The sequence below is a fragment of the Paeniglutamicibacter sp. ZC-3 genome (genome assembly GCF_025847175.2).
GTDB classification, from domain to species: Bacteria; Actinomycetota; Actinomycetes; order Actinomycetales; family Micrococcaceae; genus Paeniglutamicibacter; species Paeniglutamicibacter sulfureus.
The window spans coordinates 254,642-271,724 of record NZ_JAOYTG010000003.1; the positions used below are offsets into that span (position 1 = coordinate 254,642).

A 17,083-nucleotide genomic window follows, 5' to 3' on the forward strand; every position below is an offset into this window, starting at 1 on the left:
GGGTGCATCCCCCGCACCCGGTGTGCGCACCCCTGTTTAAGTTCCCCCCTCCCAACATCCGAAGGTCCCGATCTTGATGCTTGAGTCCGCTCGGCGCCCCGCGCGCAACCACCACAATCCCCTGCGTGACCGCCGGGACCGGCGGCTTGACCGCATCGCCGGGCCCTCCGCCCTGGTGTTCTTCGGCATCACCGGCGACCTGGCCCGCAAGAAGCTCATGCCCGCCGTCTACGACCTGGCCAACCGCGGCCTGCTGCCGCCGAACTTCGCCGTCGTCGGCTTCGGGCGCCGCTCCTGGAGCGCCGAGCAGTTCGCCGCCGAGGCCAAGGCCTGGGTCAAGGACCACGCACGAACCCCCTTCAACGAGACCGTGTGGGAGCAGCTGGCCAGCGGGTTCCGGTTCATCTCCGGCGGGTTCGACGACGACGAAGCGTTCATCGCGCTGCGCGAGACCCTCGACGACCTGGCAAAAAGCCGCAGCACCGGCAAGAACCACGCCTTCTACCTCTCGATCCCGCCGAATTCCTTCGAGACCGTCTGCGAGCAGCTCTCGCGGCACGGGCTGGCGAACGACGAATCCGCCGACGCCGGCTGGTCACGGGTGGTCATCGAAAAGCCCTTCGGCCACGACCTGGCGTCCGCCCGCGAGCTGAACGAAATCGTCGAGTCGGTCTTCCCGCCCGACGCTGTCTTCCGCATCGACCACTACCTGGGCAAGGAGACGGTGCAGAACCTGCTGGCCATGCGCTTCGCCAACCAGCTCTTCGAGCCGCTGTGGAACGCCAACCACGTGGACCACGTGCAGATCACCATGGCCGAGGACATCGGCATCGGCGGGCGCGCGGGTTACTACGACGGGGTGGGCGCGGCCCGCGACGTCATCCAGAACCACCTGCTGCAGCTGCTGGCGCTGACGGCCATGGAGGAACCGATCTCCTTCGACGCCGAGCACCTGCGCAGCGAGAAGGAAAAGATCCTGGCCGCCGTGCGGCTGCCCGAAGACCTTGCGCAGGCAAGTGCCCGCGGCCAGTACACCTCCGGCTGGCAGGGCGGGGAGAAGGTCACCGGCTTCCTGGACGAGGAGGGCTTCAACCCCGCGTCCAAGACCGAGACCTACGCGGCCATCAAGCTGGAGATCAACACCCGCCGCTGGGCAGGGGTGCCGTTCTACCTGCGCGCCGGCAAGCGCCTGGGCCGCCGGGTCACCGAGATCGCCGTGGCGTTCAAGCGCGCCCCGAACCTGCTCTTCACCGACCACAAGGACGACGTGTTCGGGCAGAACGCCATCGTCATCCGGGTCCAGCCCGACGAGGGCGTGACCATCCGCTTCGGCTCCAAGGTCCCCGGGACCTCGATGGAGGTGCGCGACGTGACCATGGACTTTGGCTACGGGCACGCGTTCACCGAGTCCTCCCCGGAGGCCTACGAGCGGCTGATCCTCGACGTGCTGCTGGGCGAGCCCCCGCTGTTCCCCCGCCACGAGGAAGTCGAGCAGTCCTGGCGCATCCTTGACCCGTTCGAGGAGCACTGGGCGTCGCTGCCCGAACAGCCCGAACCCTACGCCCCCGGCTCCTGGGGCCCGGCCTCGGCCGACGAATTGATGGCCCGCGACGGAAGGACATGGCGCCGCCCATGATAGTGCAGATGCAAGACACCACGACCTCGAAGATCTCCAAGGAGCTGGTCACCATGCGTCGGGCCGGGGGATCCTCGGCGCTCTCCCGCGTGCTGACCCTGCTGGTGATCACCAGTGCCGGGTACGAGGAAGACGCCATTGCAGCTGCCTCCCTGGCCAGTCGCGAACACCCCTGCCGCATCGTGGTGGTGGTCCAGGGCGCTGCCGACGGCAGGACCCGGCTGGACGCCCAGATCCGCCTGGGCGGGGACGCCGGCGCCGCCGAGGTCATCGTGCTGCACACCTTCGGGCCCGACGCGCACGTGGACGAGTCCCTGGTCTCCGGGCTGCTGCTGCCCGACGCCCCGATCGTGGCCTGGTGGCCGCACGGGGTGCCGAAGGACGCCGCCGGCAGCCCGCTGGGAAAGATCGCGCACCGCCGCATCACCGATTCCGGTGCCGAGACGGATCCACGGGCCGCGCTCTTCTCGCTCGCCGAATCCTACCGTGCAGGCGACACCGACCTGGCCTGGACCCGGCTGACGCTCTGGCGCGCCCAGTTGGCCTCGGTCTTCGACCAGCTGGACCCGGCGCAGGTCACCGCGGCGACCGTCACCGGTGCCGTGGATTCCCCCTCCACCGTGCTGCTCGCGGCCTGGCTGCGGCTGTGCCTGAAGATCCCGGTGACCCTCGCTTCCTCCCCCGAGGGCACCGGTGTACGCTCCGTGCGCTTTTCCCTGCCCTCCGGGGACGTCGAGTTGACCCGTCCTCCGGGGGATGTGGCCGAGTTGTACCAGCCGGGCCAGAAGGCCCAGCTGATTTCATTGCCGCAGCGCCCCGTGGCAGACTGCCTGGCCGAGGAAATGCGTCGCCTGGACCCGGACGAGGTATTCGGCGAGGTCGTGCGCGAGGGCCTGAAGCGCACCAACCTGAGGAGCATCCGTGCCAGTGAACGCTAGGCGACACGTCGTCATCCATCCCGACCTGCCAGCCACCGCGGCGGCCGTCGCGGCCCGGCTCGTCACCGCGATCCTCGACGCGCAGGCCGCACGCGGCGAGGCGAGCATCGTGCTCACCGGCGGCACACTGGGCATCAAGTCCCTGGAACAGGTGGCCGCCTCCCCTGCCCTCGGCGCTGTGGACTGGTCGCGGGTGAACATCTACTGGGGCGACGAGCGCTTCGTCGAATCCGGTTCCCCCGACCGCAACGCCGTGCAGGCCGAGGTGCTCCTGGGCGTGCTCGACGGCCACGGGCTGGACCGCGGCCGGGTGCACCCGATGGGCTCCCCCGACGACTTCGCCACCCCCGAACTCGCCGCCGGGGCCTACGCGCAGCTGCTGGCCGAGGAAGCCGCCGCCGAGGGCACCGCGGGCGCGCTGCCCGTCTTCGACGTGCTGATGCTGGGCATGGGCCCGGATTCGCACGTCGCGTCGCTCTTCCCCGACCACGAGGGCGCCACCCGCACCGGGGTCTCCGTCATCGGCGTCCACGATTCGCCCAAGCCGCCGCCGATGCGCGTCTCGCTGACCTTTGATGCCATCAACACCGCCCGCGCGGTGTGGCTCGTGGTGGCGGGCGCCGACAAGGCGCCGGCCGCAGGAGTCGCCCTCGGCGAGGCTCCCGTGACACGTGAACGCGTCCCTGCCTCGGGGGTCGCCGGCACGCAGGGCACCTGGTGGCTCATGGATGCCGCCGCCGCGGCACTGATCTAGCAACAGCCGGCAAACGCAAAAGCGCGGCCCGCCCTCGTCGATTCGAAGAGGGCGGGCCGCGCTTTGTGCTGCTTGGGGTGCCGGGGGCTAGGACTCCACGCTGAAGCGCATGACCAGGCCCAGCCCGATGATGACGACGGCCCAGATGATGCCCAGGACGATGGTCACCCGGTTGAGGTTGCGCTCGGCGACGCCGGAAGAACCCAGCGAGGTGGTCATGCCACCGCCGAACATGTCTGACATGCCTCCGCCGCGACCCTTGTGCAGCAGGATCAGTAGCGTGAGCAGCAGGCTCGTGATGAGCAGCAAAATCTGCAAAACCAACTTGATGACGTCCATAATTGCCCTTCAATCAGCTCGGTGGCGATTAGTCGGTCACCAGGTGGTGCTCGAACCTAACAATATTAGCAAACTCGGCGGCGTCCAAGGATGCCCCTCCGACCAACACGCCGTCGACATCGCGTTCGGCCAGGATCTGCGCCACGTTCGACGCCTTCACCGAACCGCCGTAAAGGACCCTGACCTTGGAGGCCGTCTCGTCGCCGAACAGCTGCGCGAGCTCGGTGCGGATGGCCGCGCAGAGTTCCTCCGCGTCGGCCGGTCCCGCCACCTCGCCGGTGCCAATCGCCCACACCGGTTCGTAGGCCACCACCAGGGTCTCGGCCTGTTCCGCAGTGATGCCTGCCAGCGAACCGCGCAGCTGCTCCAACGTGTATTCAACGTGGGTGCCGGCCTGGCGGATCTGAAGTCCCTCGCCCACGCACAATACCGGGACCAGCCCGTGGCGGTACGCTGCGGCGACCTTGGTGGCCAGCAGCTCGTTGGACTCCCCGTGCAGCGCACGGCGCTCACTGTGGCCCACCAGCACGTAGGCGCAACCGAGCCGTGAGAGGAACTGCCCGGAGATTTCCCCGGTGTAGGCACCTGAGTCCTGCGCCGAGAGGTCCTGGGCGCCGTAGCGCACCGGCAGGTTGTCACCCATGGTCAGAGTCTGCACGCCGCGCAGGTCGGTGAACGGCGGGAAGACCGCCACCTCGACGCGCTCGAAGTCGTGCTCGGCGTCGGCAAGGGTCCAGGCCAGCTTCTGCAAAAGCGTGATGCCTTGGACGTGGTCCATGTTCATCTTCCAGTTGCCGGCAATCAGCGGCTTCCGGTCGAATTTTCCATTCGTGGATGTGGTCACTTACGCGCCTCCAAGGCAGTCAGGCCGGGCAGTTCCATGCCCTCGAGGTACTCGAGGGAGGCACCGCCGCCGGTGGAAATGTGTCCGAAGTCGTCGTCGTGGAAACCCAGCGTGCGCACGGCCGCGGCGGAGTCGCCGCCGCCGACGACGCTGAATGCCTCCGAGTCGGACAGCGCACCGGCAACGGCACGGGTGCCGTTGGCGAACGCCGGGATCTCGAAGACCCCCATCGGGCCGTTCCAGAACACCGTGTTGGCGCTGCGGATGTAGCTGGCGAACTTCTCCCCGGAATCCGGACCGATGTCCAGGCCCAGGCCGGTGGCGCCGAAGGCACCGCCGGTGATGTTGTCCGCGGCCAGCACCTCGTGCTCGGCATCTGCCCCGAACTTGGAGGCCACGACCACGTCGGTGGGCAGCACGATGTCGCAGCCCAGTTCCTTGGCGCGCTTGAGGTAGCCGCGGCAGGTCTCGAGCTGGTCTTCCTCCAACAGGGACCCGCCGACCTCGTGGCCCTGGGCCTTGAGGAAGGTGAAGGCCATGCCGCCGCCGATCAGCAGGTGGTCGGCGCGGCCCAGCAGGTTGTCGATGACGGCAAGCTTGTCCGAGACCTTGGACCCGCCCAGCACGACCACGTAGGGGCGCTTGGGAGCCTCGGTGAGGGTCTTGAGGACCTTCACCTCGGTGGCCACCAGGTCGCCCTGGTAGGCCGGCAGCAGTGCGGCGATGTCGAAGACCGAGGCGTGCTTGCGGTGCACCGCACCGAAGGCGTCGTTGATGTACGCGCCGTCTTCGCCGGTCAGCGCGGCGAGCTCCGCCGCGAATTCGGCGCGTGCCGAGGCGTCTTTGGAGGTCTCGCGCGCATCGAAGCGCACGTTTTCCAGGACCAGGACGGCGCCGTCGGTCAGTTCCCCGGCCAGTTGGCGGGCCGAGGGGCCCACGACGTCGGTGGCCGTGCGCACGTCGAGCCCGGAGAGCTCGGCGAGCCGGGTGGACGCCGGGGCAATGGAGTACTGGGGGTCGGGTTCGCCCTTGGGGCGACCCAGGTGAGCCATGACAATGACGCGTGCGCCGGCCTCGGCCAGCTTCTGCACCACGGGTATGGAGGCGCGAATACGCCCATCGTCGGTGACGGTGAGGCCATCGAGCGGCACGTTCAGGTCGCTGCGGACCAGAACGCGCCGCCCAAGGACACCATCGGCGATCAATTCGTCGAGAGTGTGGGAAGTCATTTGACTAGGCTATCGGAAGAGTCCGGGACTAACCGAGACGCGCGCCGACATAAACGGTGAGGTCAACAAGTCGGGTCGAGTAGGCCCACTCGTTGTCGTACCAGGCGACGACCTTCGCGGTGGTGCCGATGACGGAAGTCAGGCCGGCATCGAAGACCGCGGAGTGCGGATCGTGGACGATGTCGGTGGAGACCAGCGGATCCTCGGAGTACTTCAGGAAGCCCTTGAGCGGACCCTCTTCCGCTGCCTTCTTGAAGGCCTCGTTGATCTCCTCGACGGAGGCCTCGCGGGCCAGGTTCACGGTGAGGTCGGTGGCCGAGCCGGTCGGGACCGGGACGCGCATGGCGTAGCCGTTGAGCTTGCCCTTGAGCTCCGGGAGGACCAGGCCGATGGCCTTCGCTGCACCGGTGGAGGTCGGGATCATGTTCAAGGCGGCGGCGCGTGCGCGGCGCGGATCCTTCTTGTGCGGGGAATCCTGCAGGTGCTGGTCTGCGGTGTAGGCGTGGATGGTGGTCATCAGGCCGTCGACGATACCGAACTGGTCGTTGAGGACCTTGGCCACGGGGCCCAGGCAGTTGGTGGTGCAGGAGGCGTTCGAGATGATGTGGTGCTTGTCGGCCTCGTACTTCTCGTGGTTGACACCCATGACGATGGTGATGTCTTCCTTGGAAGCCGGCGCGGAAATGATGACCTTCTTGGCGCCTGCCTGCAGGTGCTTCTCGGCATCCGCGGCCTTCGTGAAGAAGCCGGTGGACTCGATGACGACGTCCACTCCCAGTTCGCCCCAGCCCAGGTGGGCGGGATCCTTCTGCGAGAGGACCTTGATGCGCTTCTTTCCCACAACGATGAAGGCGCCGTCGACGGTCACGTCTTCTTCCAGGCGGCCCATGATCGAGTCGTACTTGACCAGCATGGCCAGGTCGTTGATGGACCCCAGGTCGTTTACTGCAACAACTTCGATGTCTGCGCCATGAGCCAGGCTGGCTCGCAGGAAGTTGCGACCAATGCGTCCGAAACCGTTAATGCCAACACGGGTAGTCACGTGTATTTCTCCTAAACAGAGTGGTGTTGCCACTGCCGCGAAAAGAGGGCCCCGGTGTTGGGACACAGGAAACGGAGTGGCTTGGAAAAAATTGGACACTCCGTTGTGTCGTCAGCTGGGATGCTGACCGGGTTATTGCGTGTCTTGCGGAATTAACCGCAAGACACGCAAAACTCGATGTTTACATCTTACGCCATAGAGGCGATAAATGTGAGGAGGCTTACGTCTCCAAGTCCTCGGATTACTTGCCGGGGACGACAAGCTTCGGGGCACCGGCACGCGCCGCCTCGAAGCGGGCCGAAACATCGGCCCAGTTCACGATGTTCCAGAAAGCCTTCACGTAATCGGCCTTCACATTCACGTAATCCAGGTAGAACGCGTGCTCCCACATGTCCAACATCAACAACGGAGTCGTCGCCACCGGCACGTTGCCCTGCTGGTCATACAACTGCTCGATGACCAACTGGCCGCCCAGGCCCTCAAAGCCCAGCAACGCCCAGCCCGAACCCTGCAGGCTCATCGCCGCGGCCGTGAAGTGCGCACGGAAAGCGTCAAAGGAACCAAACGCGTCGTCAATCGCCGCAGCCAACTCGCCCTCGGGCTTGTCCCCGCCCTCCGGGGACAGGTTGTTCCAGAAGATCGAGTGGTTCGTGTGACCACCCAAGTGGAACGCCAGGTCCTTGGACAACTTCGGAACGTTCCCGAACTCGCCCTTCTCCCGCGCCTCGGCCAGCTGCTCCAACGCCGTGTTCGCACCGGCCACATAGGCAGCATGGTGCTTCGAGTGGTGCAGCTCCATGATCCGCGCCGAAATGTTCGGCTCCAAGGCCGCGTAATCATACTGCAGCTCAGGCAAGGTATAAATAGCCAAAATGACTCCTCATTCTCTTCGGCACCCAGCGGGACGCGGGCGCACTCTTCTTCGTTACTGCATCTCCGCGCAGCTGGCGGAAAACTCGTGGTTTCAGTGCTCCAGCATATCCAAGGGAACGCTCGCCTCGGTGCCGGGTATTCCCAACTCGGAAGCTCTTTTGTCGGCCATGGCCAAGAGCCGGCGAATCCGCCCGGCGATCGCGTCCTTGGTCATGGGCGGCTCCGCCATGCGGCCAAGCTCGTCGAGGCTGGCCTGCTTGTGCGCCACGCGCAGGGCTCCGGCGTACTTGAGGTGCTCGGGGACTTCCTCGCCGAGGATTTCCAGCGCGCGGTCGACCCTGGCACCGGCGGCAACGGCTGCCTGGGCCGAGCGGCGCAGGTTGGCGTCGTCGAAGTTGGCCAGCCGGTTGGCCGTGGCACGGACTTCCTTGCGCATGCGGCGCTCCTCCCAGACCATCAACGCATCGTGGGCGCCCATGCGGGTGAGCAGCTGCGCAATGGCCTCGCCGTCGCGGATGACCACGCGGTCAACGCCGCGGACCTCGCGCGCCTTGGCCACCAGGCCCAGGCGCCGCGCGGCACCGACCAGAGCGAGCGCCGATTCGGGGCCGGGGCAGGTGATTTCCAGTGCGGAGGACCGCCCGGGTTCGGTCAGCGAGCCGTGGGAGAGGAACGCTCCGCGCCACACGGCCTCGGCGTCGGCGGTGGAACCGTTGACGATGACCGAGGGCAATCCGCGCACGGGGCGGCCGCGCCCGTCGAGCAGGCCGGTCTGGCGCGCCAGGGACTCGCCGTCGCGGACGACCCTGACCACGTAGCGGTTGCCGCGGCGCAGGCCGCCGCCGGAGACGACGATGATTTCAGAGGTGTGTCCGTAGACTTCGGCGATGGCGGCACGAAGCCGCCGGGCGGTGGAGGCGAGGTCGACCTCGGCCTCGATGACGATGCGTCCGGAGATGATGTGGAGTCCACCGCAGAATCGCAGCATGGTGGATACCTCAGCCTTGCGTTCGGAGGATCTCCGAATCTCAAGCCGGGACAGCTCGTCCTTGACGGAAGCCGTCAGTGCCATGGATTGTTTCCTAACTGCTGGGCTCGTCTGTGCTGAACGTGGTGAACACGTCGTGGTAGGCGGCGGCAAGTCTCAAGGGGTCGTGGACTGCTCGTCCGGCACCAACCCCTACTTTACCGAAAAACGTGCGGGCACCTAGCCGGGCGGCGGCCTGGGTGAAGGCCTCGTGGTCGGAAATCGTCGTCGGGTCGGCCAATACGGCGTCCAGGCGCAGCTGTGGAGCGTACCTGGAGATGACCTCGAGGTGCGCCGCCGCATCCATCCCGCCGGTCTCGGCGGTGGTCGTGGAGAGGTTCATGGTCAGCAGCCGGCGGGCAGGGGTTTGTTGCAGCGCTTCGCGCATTTCCGGCAGCAGCAGGTGGGGCAGCACCGAGGTGTACCAGGAGCCGGGGCCCAACACGACCCAGTCAGCCAGCTCGATGGCGTCAAGCGCCTCGGTGCAGGCGGCGGCGTCGGCGGGTTCCAGGCGCACATTGGAAACCAGCGCGCTCTCCCCTGCCTCGGCCAGGTTCGCCTGGCCGGAGATGCGCCTGCGCACCAGACCGGTGCCGGCGTCCTCCTGCAGCACGTCCCCGGTGATGGTCAGCGGGGTGGTGCTCATGGGCAGCACCTGGCCGCGGGCGCCCAGCAGTGCACCTGCCCAGCGCAGCCCCGCCACCGGGTCCTTGAGCAATTCCCACAGGGCCACGATCAGCAGGTTGCCGACAGCGTGCTGGTCCAGCGTGGCGTTGGTGCCCGGCTTGGAGGTGAAGCGGTGCTGCATGACATCGCGCCAGGTCCTCCCCCAGTCGGTGTCATCGCACAAGGCTGCAAGGGCCATGCGCAGGTCCCCGGGTGGCAGCACGTCGAGTTCCTCGCGCAGGCGCCCGGAGGAGCCCCCGTCGTCGGCGACCGTGACAACGGCGGTCAAGTCGGTGGTGAGCCGGCGCAACGCCGACAGCGAGGCGGAGAGACCGTGGCCGCCGCCGAGGGCGACGACGCGCACCACCTGGTTGTCCTCGGCGGAACGTGCGGGGGGCTGGATGGGGATGGGGCCGGTGAAAAACGCCATGGTGGACTACTCGCGCCCCAGGTCCCGGTGCGTGATGTTGACCCGCACGCTGGGCAGCTGGGCCAGCCGGCGCCCGATCTCCTCGGCCGTGGCCACGGAACGGTGCTTGCCGCCGGTGCAGCCCACCGCGATGGTGGCGTAGTGCTTGTTTTCCCGGCGGTAGCCCTCGAAGACCGGTTCCAGGGCGCCGATGTAGCGCTCGATGAATTCCGCCGCCCCCTTGGCCGACAGCACGTAGTCGGAGACCTGCTTTTCCTTTCCGGTGTGCGGGCGAAGTTCCGGGACCCAGTGCGGGTTGGGGATGAAGCGGACATCCGCCACGTAGTTGGCATCGGTGGGCAGCCCGTACTTGAAGCCGAAGCTCATCACGTTCAGCCGCAGCACGATGGGGCCCGACTCGGAGAAGAGCTCGGTGATCGAGCGCGCCAGGTCGTGCACCGACATCTCGGTGGTGTCCACGACGATCTCCGCGGCTTCCTTCAGCTCGCGCAGCACCTCGCGTTCGCGGTTGATCCCGTCGACGATCCGCTCGTCCTCCTGCAAGGGGTGAGGGCGCCGGCCCTGCTCGAAGCGGCGCACCAGAAGGTCGTCGGCCGCGTCAAGGAAGAGCACGCGGTAGGCGATGCCGGCGCTGGTCAGCGCGTTCAGGTTCTCGCGCAGCTGCGGGAAGAGCGACTTGGAGCGCACGTCCATCACCACCGCGAGCTTGGGGATCGATCCCCCGGAGTGGGCCACGATCTCGGTGAGCATGCCCAGCAGCGTCGGGGGGAGGTTTTCCACCACGTACCATCCGTGGTCTTCCAGCGCGTGGGCGGCGGTGGTGCGGCCGGCACCCGACATGCCGGTTATCACCAGAAGTTCGGACTCGGGAGGTTTCACGGGGGCAAGCTCGGAGGTCATGACCCCTAGCCTAGTCGCCTTTGCGCGCCCAACCTGCTAGTCAAGTACCTCTCCGGTCGTCATGTTCACTGCCGGCGCACCGGTGCCGGCGGCGGCCAGCGCCTCATGCACCGTGGCGGCAAGCACCGGGCCGATGCCGGGAACGGCCGTGAGTTCCTCGACGGAGGCGGCGCGCATCTTTTTCATCGAGCCGAAGTGCTTGCGCAGGGCGTCGCGCTTGGCCGGGCCCAGGCCGTTGATGGTGTCAAGTAGTGAGGTGGTCATCGAGGCCGAGCGCTTCTGGCGGTGGAAGGTGATGGCGAAACGGTGCGCCTCGTCGCGGATCCGCTGGACCATGTACAGCGCGTGGGAGGCCCGCGGCAGGATCACCGGGAACTCGTCATCGGGCAGCCACAGTTCCTCCAGCCGCTTGGCCAGGCCGACGACGTAGATGTCGTCGATGCCCAGGTCCGCGAGCGCCCGGGAGGCGGCGGCGACTTGCGGCGGGCCGCCGTCGACGATGACCAGCGAGGGCGGGTAGGCGAACTTGCGCGCCGGCAGTCGTTCGGAGGCGTCGGCGATGTCGATTTCGCCGCTGACCATCGGCACGGTGTCGGCCATTTCCGCGAGGTAGTTCCTGAAGCGGCGGGAGATCACGTCGTACATCGAGGCGGTGTCGTCCCGCGCAGCGTCACCGGTGATCGCGAACTTGCGGTAGTCGCTCTTTTTCGGCAGCCCGTCCTCGAACACCACCATGGAGGCGACCACGTTGGTGCCCTGGGTGTGGGAGGCGTCATAGCATTCGATGCGCAGCAGCGGGGTGGGAAGCCCGAGCGAGTCCTGCAGTTCCTGCAGCGAGGCCGAGCGGGTGGTCAGGTCCCCGGCGCGCCGGGACTTGTGCAGGCGCAGCGACTGCTCGGCGTTTTCCCGCACGGTTTCGGCCAACGTCGCCTTGTCCCCGCGTTGGGGAACGCGCAGCGAGACGGCCGAGCCGCGGCGTTCGTGCAGCCACGCGGCCACCTGCTCGGTGTTCTCCGGCAGCACCGGGACCAGCACCTCGCGCGGAATCCTGTCGTCCCCGGCGGCCTCGCCGTAGACCTGGGTGAGCAGGTGCTCGATGAATTCGGCAGGGGTCGAGTCCTCGACCTTTTCCACGATCCAGCCGCGCTGGCCCCGGATCCGCCCGTTGCGCACATGGAAGACCTGCACGGCTGCCTCGAGCTCGTCTTCGTGCACGGCGAAGATGTCGGCCTCGGTGTTTTCGGCCAGCACCACCGCGTTGCGTTCGAAGACCCGGCGCAGCGCGGCGATGTCGTCGCGGTGGCGGGCGGCCTGCTCGTACTCGAGCTTGGAGACCGCATCGGCCATCTTGGCTTCGATCTCCTTGATGAAGCGGGTGCCCTCACCGCCCATGAACTGGCACAGGTCCGCGGCGAGCTGCTTGTGGTCCTCGGGGCTGATGCGCCCCACGCAGGGGGCCGCGCATTTGTCGATGTAGCCCAGCAGGCAGGGCCGCCCGGAGGATTCGGCGCGCTTGAACACCCCTGCCGAACAGCTGCGCACCGGGAAGACACGCAGCAGCGTGTCGAGGGTTTCGCGGATGGCCTTGGCCGGGTAGAACGGCCCGAAGTACTTGGTGTCCTTGCGCTTGTCCCCGCGCATCACCTGGGCACGCGGGTACTTCTCCCCCATGGTCACCGCGAGGTACGGGTATGACTTGTCGTCGCGGAAGACGATGTTGAACCGCGGGTTGTACTCCTTGATCCAGGTGTATTCCAGCTGGAGGGCCTCGAGCTCGGATCCCACGACGGTCCACTCCACTGAGACGGCGGTGTGCACCATGGCGTGCGTCTTGGGGGTGAGCCCGGCCGGGTTGGCGAAGTAGGAGTTCAGCCGGGAGCGCAGCATCTTGGCCTTGCCGACGTAGATGACCCGTCCCACTTCGTCGCGGAAGCGGTACACCCCGGGGTTGACCGGGATGTCCCCCGTCGCGGGGCGGTAGCTTCTTGGGTCTGCCACGTCTGCGCCCTTCGTTGCTAGTCGGTGATGGGTGTCTGGTTGTAGGCGTCCACGCGTTCCTGGCCCGTGAGCTCCGCGATGGCATCGACGATGGTGTCGGTGGCTGCGCGGCGCTGCGGCAGCGGGTGCTTGCGTCCCAGGTGCTCGAATTGCAGCGGCTTGCCGAAGGCCAGGGTGAAGTGGTGCGGGGTAATCCGGTTGGTTCCGGCAGGCTGCAGCTTCTCGGTGCCGATGAGTCCGACGGGCACCACCGGCGCCCCGGTGCTCAGCGCCAGCCAGCCCACGCCGGTGCGTCCGCGGTAGAGCATGCCGTCGCGGGAGCGGGTGCCCTCGGGGTAGATGCCGATGCCGCCGCCGGTTTCCAGGATGTCGACCAGGGATTCCAGTGCCGCCACGGAGGCAGCCTGCTCGCCGCGCTGCACCGGGATGGAGCCCACGGACTCGAAGAAGGTCTTCATGGCCTTGCCCTTGAGGCCGGGGGTGGTGAAGTACTCGGCCTTGGCGAAGAACGCCACGTCGCGCGGGGTCAGCGCCTGGATGATGATGGAGTCCAGGAAGGAGAGGTGGTTTGAGGCGATGATGACGGGCCCGGTGCGCGGCACGTTTTCCAGGCCGGTGACGGTGGGACGGCACAGCCCCGAAAGCAGCCCGCGGATCGAAGAGCGGGTCATGGTGTACAGGCTCATTTAGGCGATGGCTCCCTTGGTGGTGGCGGCCATGACCGATGCGCGCACGGCTTCCCCGGCGGCGTTGCCCAGCAAGAGGTCGGCAAGTTCGGCAAGGTCCGCCGCGTGGGCGCCTGCCCCGGCGGCTGCCAGTTCGCCGTCGTCGGCGAACCCCCAGCCCGCGCCGATGGACGCGATGTTGTTCTCGTGGGCGGCCTCGATGTCGTAGCGGCGGTCCCCCACCATGACGCAGCTTGCCGGGTCCAGGTTGTGTTCGCTCATCGCCGCGGCGATGATGTGGGTCTTGGAGGACGATGTGCCGTCGCCCTCGTCGTCGTTGCCGAAGATCCCGTCAAGCAGCGGTGTGATTTCCTGCACCGCAAGCAGTTGGCGGGCAATGTGCGTGGGCTTGGCCGTGGCCACCAGCACCGTGGTCCCGGCGGTGCGAAGTGCTGCCAGAAGCTCCTTCACGCCCGGGTAGGGACGCGAGGCTGCCATGCCGGTTTCGGCATATTGCGCGCGGTAGGTGGCGATCAGGAAGCCGATGTCGGCGGCGGTGACGCCGTCGATGGAGGCCAGCCCGATGCTCAGCGGCGGCCCGATGAGGGAACGGAGTTTTTCTTCACCCGGGTCGGGGATCTGCGCCTGCGTCAACGCATGGCGGATACCCGAGGTGATGGCCCCGGCCGGATCCACGAGGGTTCCATCGAGGTCAAGGAGCACGGCGGAGGGAGCAATCATCACTGTTGTATTCTCGCATGGACTGGGCGCCATCGCCGTTCGTGCATGCCCGAAGCGGCATACACGAACGGCCGTGGGGCCTATCCAAGTAGCGGCGCGAGGAACCTTCCGGTGTAGCTGTCTTCGACCTTGGCGACCTCTTCCGGGGTGCCGACGGCAATGATCTCGCCGCCGCCGGATCCACCCTCGGGGCCCAGGTCGATGACCCAGTCGGCGGACTTGATGACATCGAGGTTGTGCTCGATAGTGATCACGGTGTTGCCCTTGTCGACGAGACCCTGCAGGACCAGCAGGAGCTTGCGGATATCCTCGAAATGCAGGCCCGTGGTGGGTTCGTCGAGCACGTAGATGGAGCGGCCGTTGGAACGTTTCTGCAATTCCGCGGCGAGCTTCACGCGCTGAGCCTCGCCGCCGGAAAGCGTGGTGGAGGCCTGTCCGAGGCGGACGTAGCCGAGCCCCACGTCCACCAGCGTGCGCAGGTGACGGGCGATCGGGGTGAAGGCGGCGAAGAATTCCGCGCCCTCCTCGATCGGCATGTTCAGCACGTCGGCAATGGATTTGCCCTTGTAGTGCACTTCCAGGGTCTCGCGATTGTAGCGCGCACCATGGCAAACCTCACACGGGACATACACGTCGGGCAGGAAGTTCATCTCGATCTTCAGCGTGCCGTCGCCCGAGCAGGATTCGCAGCGTCCTCCCTTCACGTTGAAGGAGAATCGGCCCGGCAGGTAGCCGCGGACCTTGGCCTCGTTGGTCTCTGCAAAGAGCTTGCGGATGTGGTCGAAGACCCCGGTGTAGGTCGCCGGGTTCGATCGCGGGGTGCGGCCGATGGGCGACTGGTCGACGTGGATGACCTTGTCCAGGTGCTCGAGGCCCTCGACGCGGGTGTGCCGCCCCGGGACCTGCTTGGCGCCGTTGAGCTTGTTGGCCAGCACCTTGTAGAGGACGTCGTTGACCAGGGTGGACTTCCCCGAGCCGGAGACGCCGGTGATGGCCGTCAGGACACCGAGCGGGAAGCGCGCGGTGAGGTCCTCGAGGTTGTTTTCGCGGGCGCCCACGACGGTGACCTGGCGCTTCTTGTCGATCTTGCGGCGCTTGGCGGGCACCTCGATCTTCCTACGCCCGGAGAGGTAATCGCCGGTGATGGAGCGGGTGTTCGCCTTCAGGTCCGCCAGTGATCCGGAGTGCACGACCTCGCCGCCGTGTTCCCCGGCGCCCGGACCGATGTCGACGATCCAGTCGGCCTCGGCAATGGTGTCCTCGTCGTGCTCGACGACGATCAGGGTGTTGCCCAGCGAACGCAGCCGGGTCAGGGTTTCGATGAGCCTGCGGTTGTCGCGCTGGTGCAGGCCGATGGAGGGCTCGTCAAGCACGTAGAGCACGCCGACCAGGCCGGAGCCGATCTGCGTGGCCAGGCGGATGCGCTGGGCCTCGCCGCCGGAGAGCGTGCCGGCGGCGCGTTCCAGGTTCAGGTACTCGAGTCCGACGTCCAGCAGGAAGCGCAGGCGGGCCTGGATCTCCTTGAGCACCTGGGTGGCAATCTGTGCCTCGCGCCCGCTCAGGACGAGGTTCTCAAGGAACTCGGAACAAGTGCGCATCGGCATGGCGGAGACCTCGGCAATGGACTTGCCGTTGATCAGCACCGAGAGGGACGCTGAGTTCAGGCGTGCGCCGTTGCATTCCGGGCACGGGATCTGCCGCATGTACTCTTCGTACTTGTCGCGGGCATTGTCCGACTCGGTTTCCAGGTGCTTGCGGTGGATGTACTGCACCACTCCCTCGAAACCGGTGGAGTACTTCCGTTCCCGACCGAAGCGGTTCTTGTACTGCACGACAACCTTGTGGTCCTTGCCGTGCAGAATGGCCTGCCGGGCCACCGCGGGCAGCTTGTTCCAAGGGGTCTCGAGTGTGAAGTCGAGTTCGGCGCCAAGGCCCTCGAGCAGGCGGTTCCAGTATTCGCTGGTTGCTGCTCCCAGCGACCATGGCGCGATGGCGCCTTGTCCCAGCGGCATCTCGACGTCGGGAATGATCAGGTCTTCGTCGACCTCAAGGCGCGTGCCGATGCCGCTGCAGGCCGGGCATGCGCCAAATGGATTGTTGAAGGAGAACGAGCGGGGCTCGATCTCATCGATGGCCAACGGGTGTTCGTTGGGGCAGGCAAGGTTTTCGGAGAAGGCGCGTATACGACCCTCGTCTTCCGGATCGAGGTCCACGAAATCAATCAGGACCCGGCCCTCGGCGAGGTTGAGCGCGGTTTCGATGGAGTCGGTCAGGCGCTGGCGAACGGTGTCGTTGATGGCCAGACGGTCGATGACGACCTCGATGGTGTGCTTGAACTGCTTGCCGAGCTTCGGCGGATCGCTGAGCTGGATCGTTTCACCGTCGACCCGTGCGCGGGAATAGCCCTTGGAACCCAGTTCCTTGAACAGGTCGACGAATTCCCCCTTGCGGCCGCGGACCACGGGTGCCAGGACCTGGAAACGGGTTTTGGGTTCCAGCTCAAGCAGTTGGTCAACGATCTGTTGCGGGGTCTGCTTCGTGACGGCCTCGCCGCAGACAGGGCAATAGGGGCGACCCACACGGGCCCAGAGCAGGCGCATGTAGTCGTAGATTTCCGTAATGGTTCCCACGGTGGAGCGGGGGTTCTTGGAGGTCGACTTTTGGTCGATCGACACCGCCGGCGAGAGTCCCTCGATGAAGTCGACGTCGGGCTTGTCGACCTGGCCGAGGAATTGTCGGGCGTAAGCAGACAGCGATTCGACATAGCGCCGCTGCCCCTCAGCAAAGATGGTGTCGAATGCGAGGGAGGACTTGCCCGAGCCGGAGAGGCCGGTAAACACGATCATCGCGTCGCGCGGCAAATCCAGGTCGACATTGCGCAGGTTGTGCTCGCGCGCGCCCTTGACCACCAAGCGGGTCAGGTCGTGCGGACGGAGGGTTTCAAGGGAGCGGGAAGTAGCCACCAGAACATGCTAATCGAAAACTGGTTCGAATTGCGCGT

General features: G+C 66.6%; 15 protein-coding genes. 3 read left to right on the top strand and 12 right to left on the bottom strand.

What is annotated here, in order from left to right; translation table 11 throughout:
* The first annotated feature begins 76 nt into the window (after positions 1-76).
* The 3 genes from zwf to pgl are packed head-to-tail and all read left to right on the top strand — an operon-like array spanning position 77 to position 3,328.
* Positions 77-1,636 (top strand): glucose-6-phosphate dehydrogenase, encoded by a 1,560-nt coding sequence (gene zwf, locus OIU93_RS05780; RefSeq protein ID WP_264269130.1) that lies wholly within the window; start codon positions 77-79, stop codon positions 1,634-1,636.
* The gene (locus OIU93_RS05785) at positions 1,633-2,574 is read left to right on the top strand and encodes a glucose-6-phosphate dehydrogenase assembly protein OpcA (RefSeq protein WP_264269131.1); all 942 of its coding nucleotides are present in this window, start codon (positions 1,633-1,635) and stop codon (positions 2,572-2,574) included. Before zwf ends, OIU93_RS05785 begins: the two co-directional genes overlap by 4 nt.
* Positions 2,564-3,328 carry a 6-phosphogluconolactonase gene (gene pgl, locus OIU93_RS05790; RefSeq protein ID WP_372342873.1) on the top strand — a complete coding sequence of 255 codons (765 nt, stop codon included), beginning with the start codon at positions 2,564-2,566 and terminating at the stop codon, positions 3,326-3,328. Before OIU93_RS05785 ends, pgl begins: the two co-directional genes overlap by 11 nt.
* Positions 3,329-3,415: 87 nt before the next feature.
* Here pgl and secG read toward each other — a convergent pair whose 3' ends face one another.
* The 12 genes from secG to uvrA all read right to left on the bottom strand — a co-directional run bounded on the left by secG (position 3,416) and on the right by uvrA (position 17,045).
* Positions 3,416-3,667 carry a preprotein translocase subunit SecG gene (secG, locus tag OIU93_RS05795; protein WP_264269133.1) on the bottom strand — a complete coding sequence of 84 codons (252 nt, stop codon included), beginning with the start codon at positions 3,665-3,667 and terminating at the stop codon, positions 3,416-3,418.
* 28 nt (positions 3,668-3,695) lie between these two features.
* Entirely contained in the window at positions 3,696-4,511 is an 816-nt protein-coding gene (tpiA, locus tag OIU93_RS05800) for a triose-phosphate isomerase (protein ID WP_264269134.1), read from the bottom strand.
* Positions 4,508-5,740 (bottom strand): phosphoglycerate kinase, encoded by a 1,233-nt coding sequence (pgk, locus tag OIU93_RS05805; RefSeq protein WP_264269135.1) that lies wholly within the window; start codon positions 5,738-5,740, stop codon positions 4,508-4,510. Before pgk ends, tpiA begins: the two co-directional genes overlap by 4 nt.
* Before the next feature lie 28 nt (positions 5,741-5,768).
* Entirely contained in the window at positions 5,769-6,782 is a 1,014-nt protein-coding gene (gene gap, locus OIU93_RS05810; protein WP_264269136.1) for a type I glyceraldehyde-3-phosphate dehydrogenase, read from the bottom strand.
* Between the two features lie 241 nt (positions 6,783-7,023).
* Positions 7,024-7,653 (bottom strand): superoxide dismutase, encoded by a 630-nt coding sequence (locus tag OIU93_RS05815; RefSeq protein WP_264269137.1) that lies wholly within the window; start codon positions 7,651-7,653, stop codon positions 7,024-7,026.
* A 93-nt stretch (positions 7,654-7,746) separates the two neighbouring features.
* On the bottom strand, positions 7,747-8,727 hold the full coding sequence (gene whiA / locus OIU93_RS05820; protein WP_264269138.1) for a DNA-binding protein WhiA: 981 nt from the start codon (positions 8,725-8,727) through the stop codon (positions 7,747-7,749).
* A gap of 10 nt (positions 8,728-8,737) precedes the next feature.
* A complete protein-coding gene (gene yvcK, locus OIU93_RS05825; protein ID WP_264269139.1) occupies positions 8,738-9,778 on the bottom strand; it encodes a uridine diphosphate-N-acetylglucosamine-binding protein YvcK in 1,041 nt (346 codons plus the stop codon).
* A gap of 6 nt (positions 9,779-9,784) precedes the next feature.
* The gene (gene rapZ, locus OIU93_RS05830; protein WP_264269140.1) at positions 9,785-10,678 is read right to left on the bottom strand and encodes an RNase adapter RapZ; all 894 of its coding nucleotides are present in this window, start codon (positions 10,676-10,678) and stop codon (positions 9,785-9,787) included.
* A gap of 36 nt (positions 10,679-10,714) precedes the next feature.
* Positions 10,715-12,676, bottom strand: coding sequence for an excinuclease ABC subunit UvrC (uvrC, locus tag OIU93_RS05835; RefSeq protein ID WP_264269141.1), 1,962 nt, complete (start codon positions 12,674-12,676; stop codon positions 10,715-10,717).
* Between the two features lie 17 nt (positions 12,677-12,693).
* Positions 12,694-13,362: a 1-acyl-sn-glycerol-3-phosphate acyltransferase gene (locus tag OIU93_RS05840; protein WP_264269142.1), complete on the bottom strand. Its 669-nt coding sequence runs from the start codon at positions 13,360-13,362 to the stop codon at positions 12,694-12,696.
* A complete protein-coding gene (locus OIU93_RS05845; protein WP_264269207.1) occupies positions 13,363-14,082 on the bottom strand; it encodes an HAD hydrolase-like protein in 720 nt (239 codons plus the stop codon).
* An 80-nt stretch (positions 14,083-14,162) separates the two neighbouring features.
* The gene (uvrA, locus tag OIU93_RS05850) at positions 14,163-17,045 is read right to left on the bottom strand and encodes an excinuclease ABC subunit UvrA (protein WP_264269143.1); all 2,883 of its coding nucleotides are present in this window, start codon (positions 17,043-17,045) and stop codon (positions 14,163-14,165) included.
* Between the last annotated feature and the right edge of the window lie 38 nt (positions 17,046-17,083).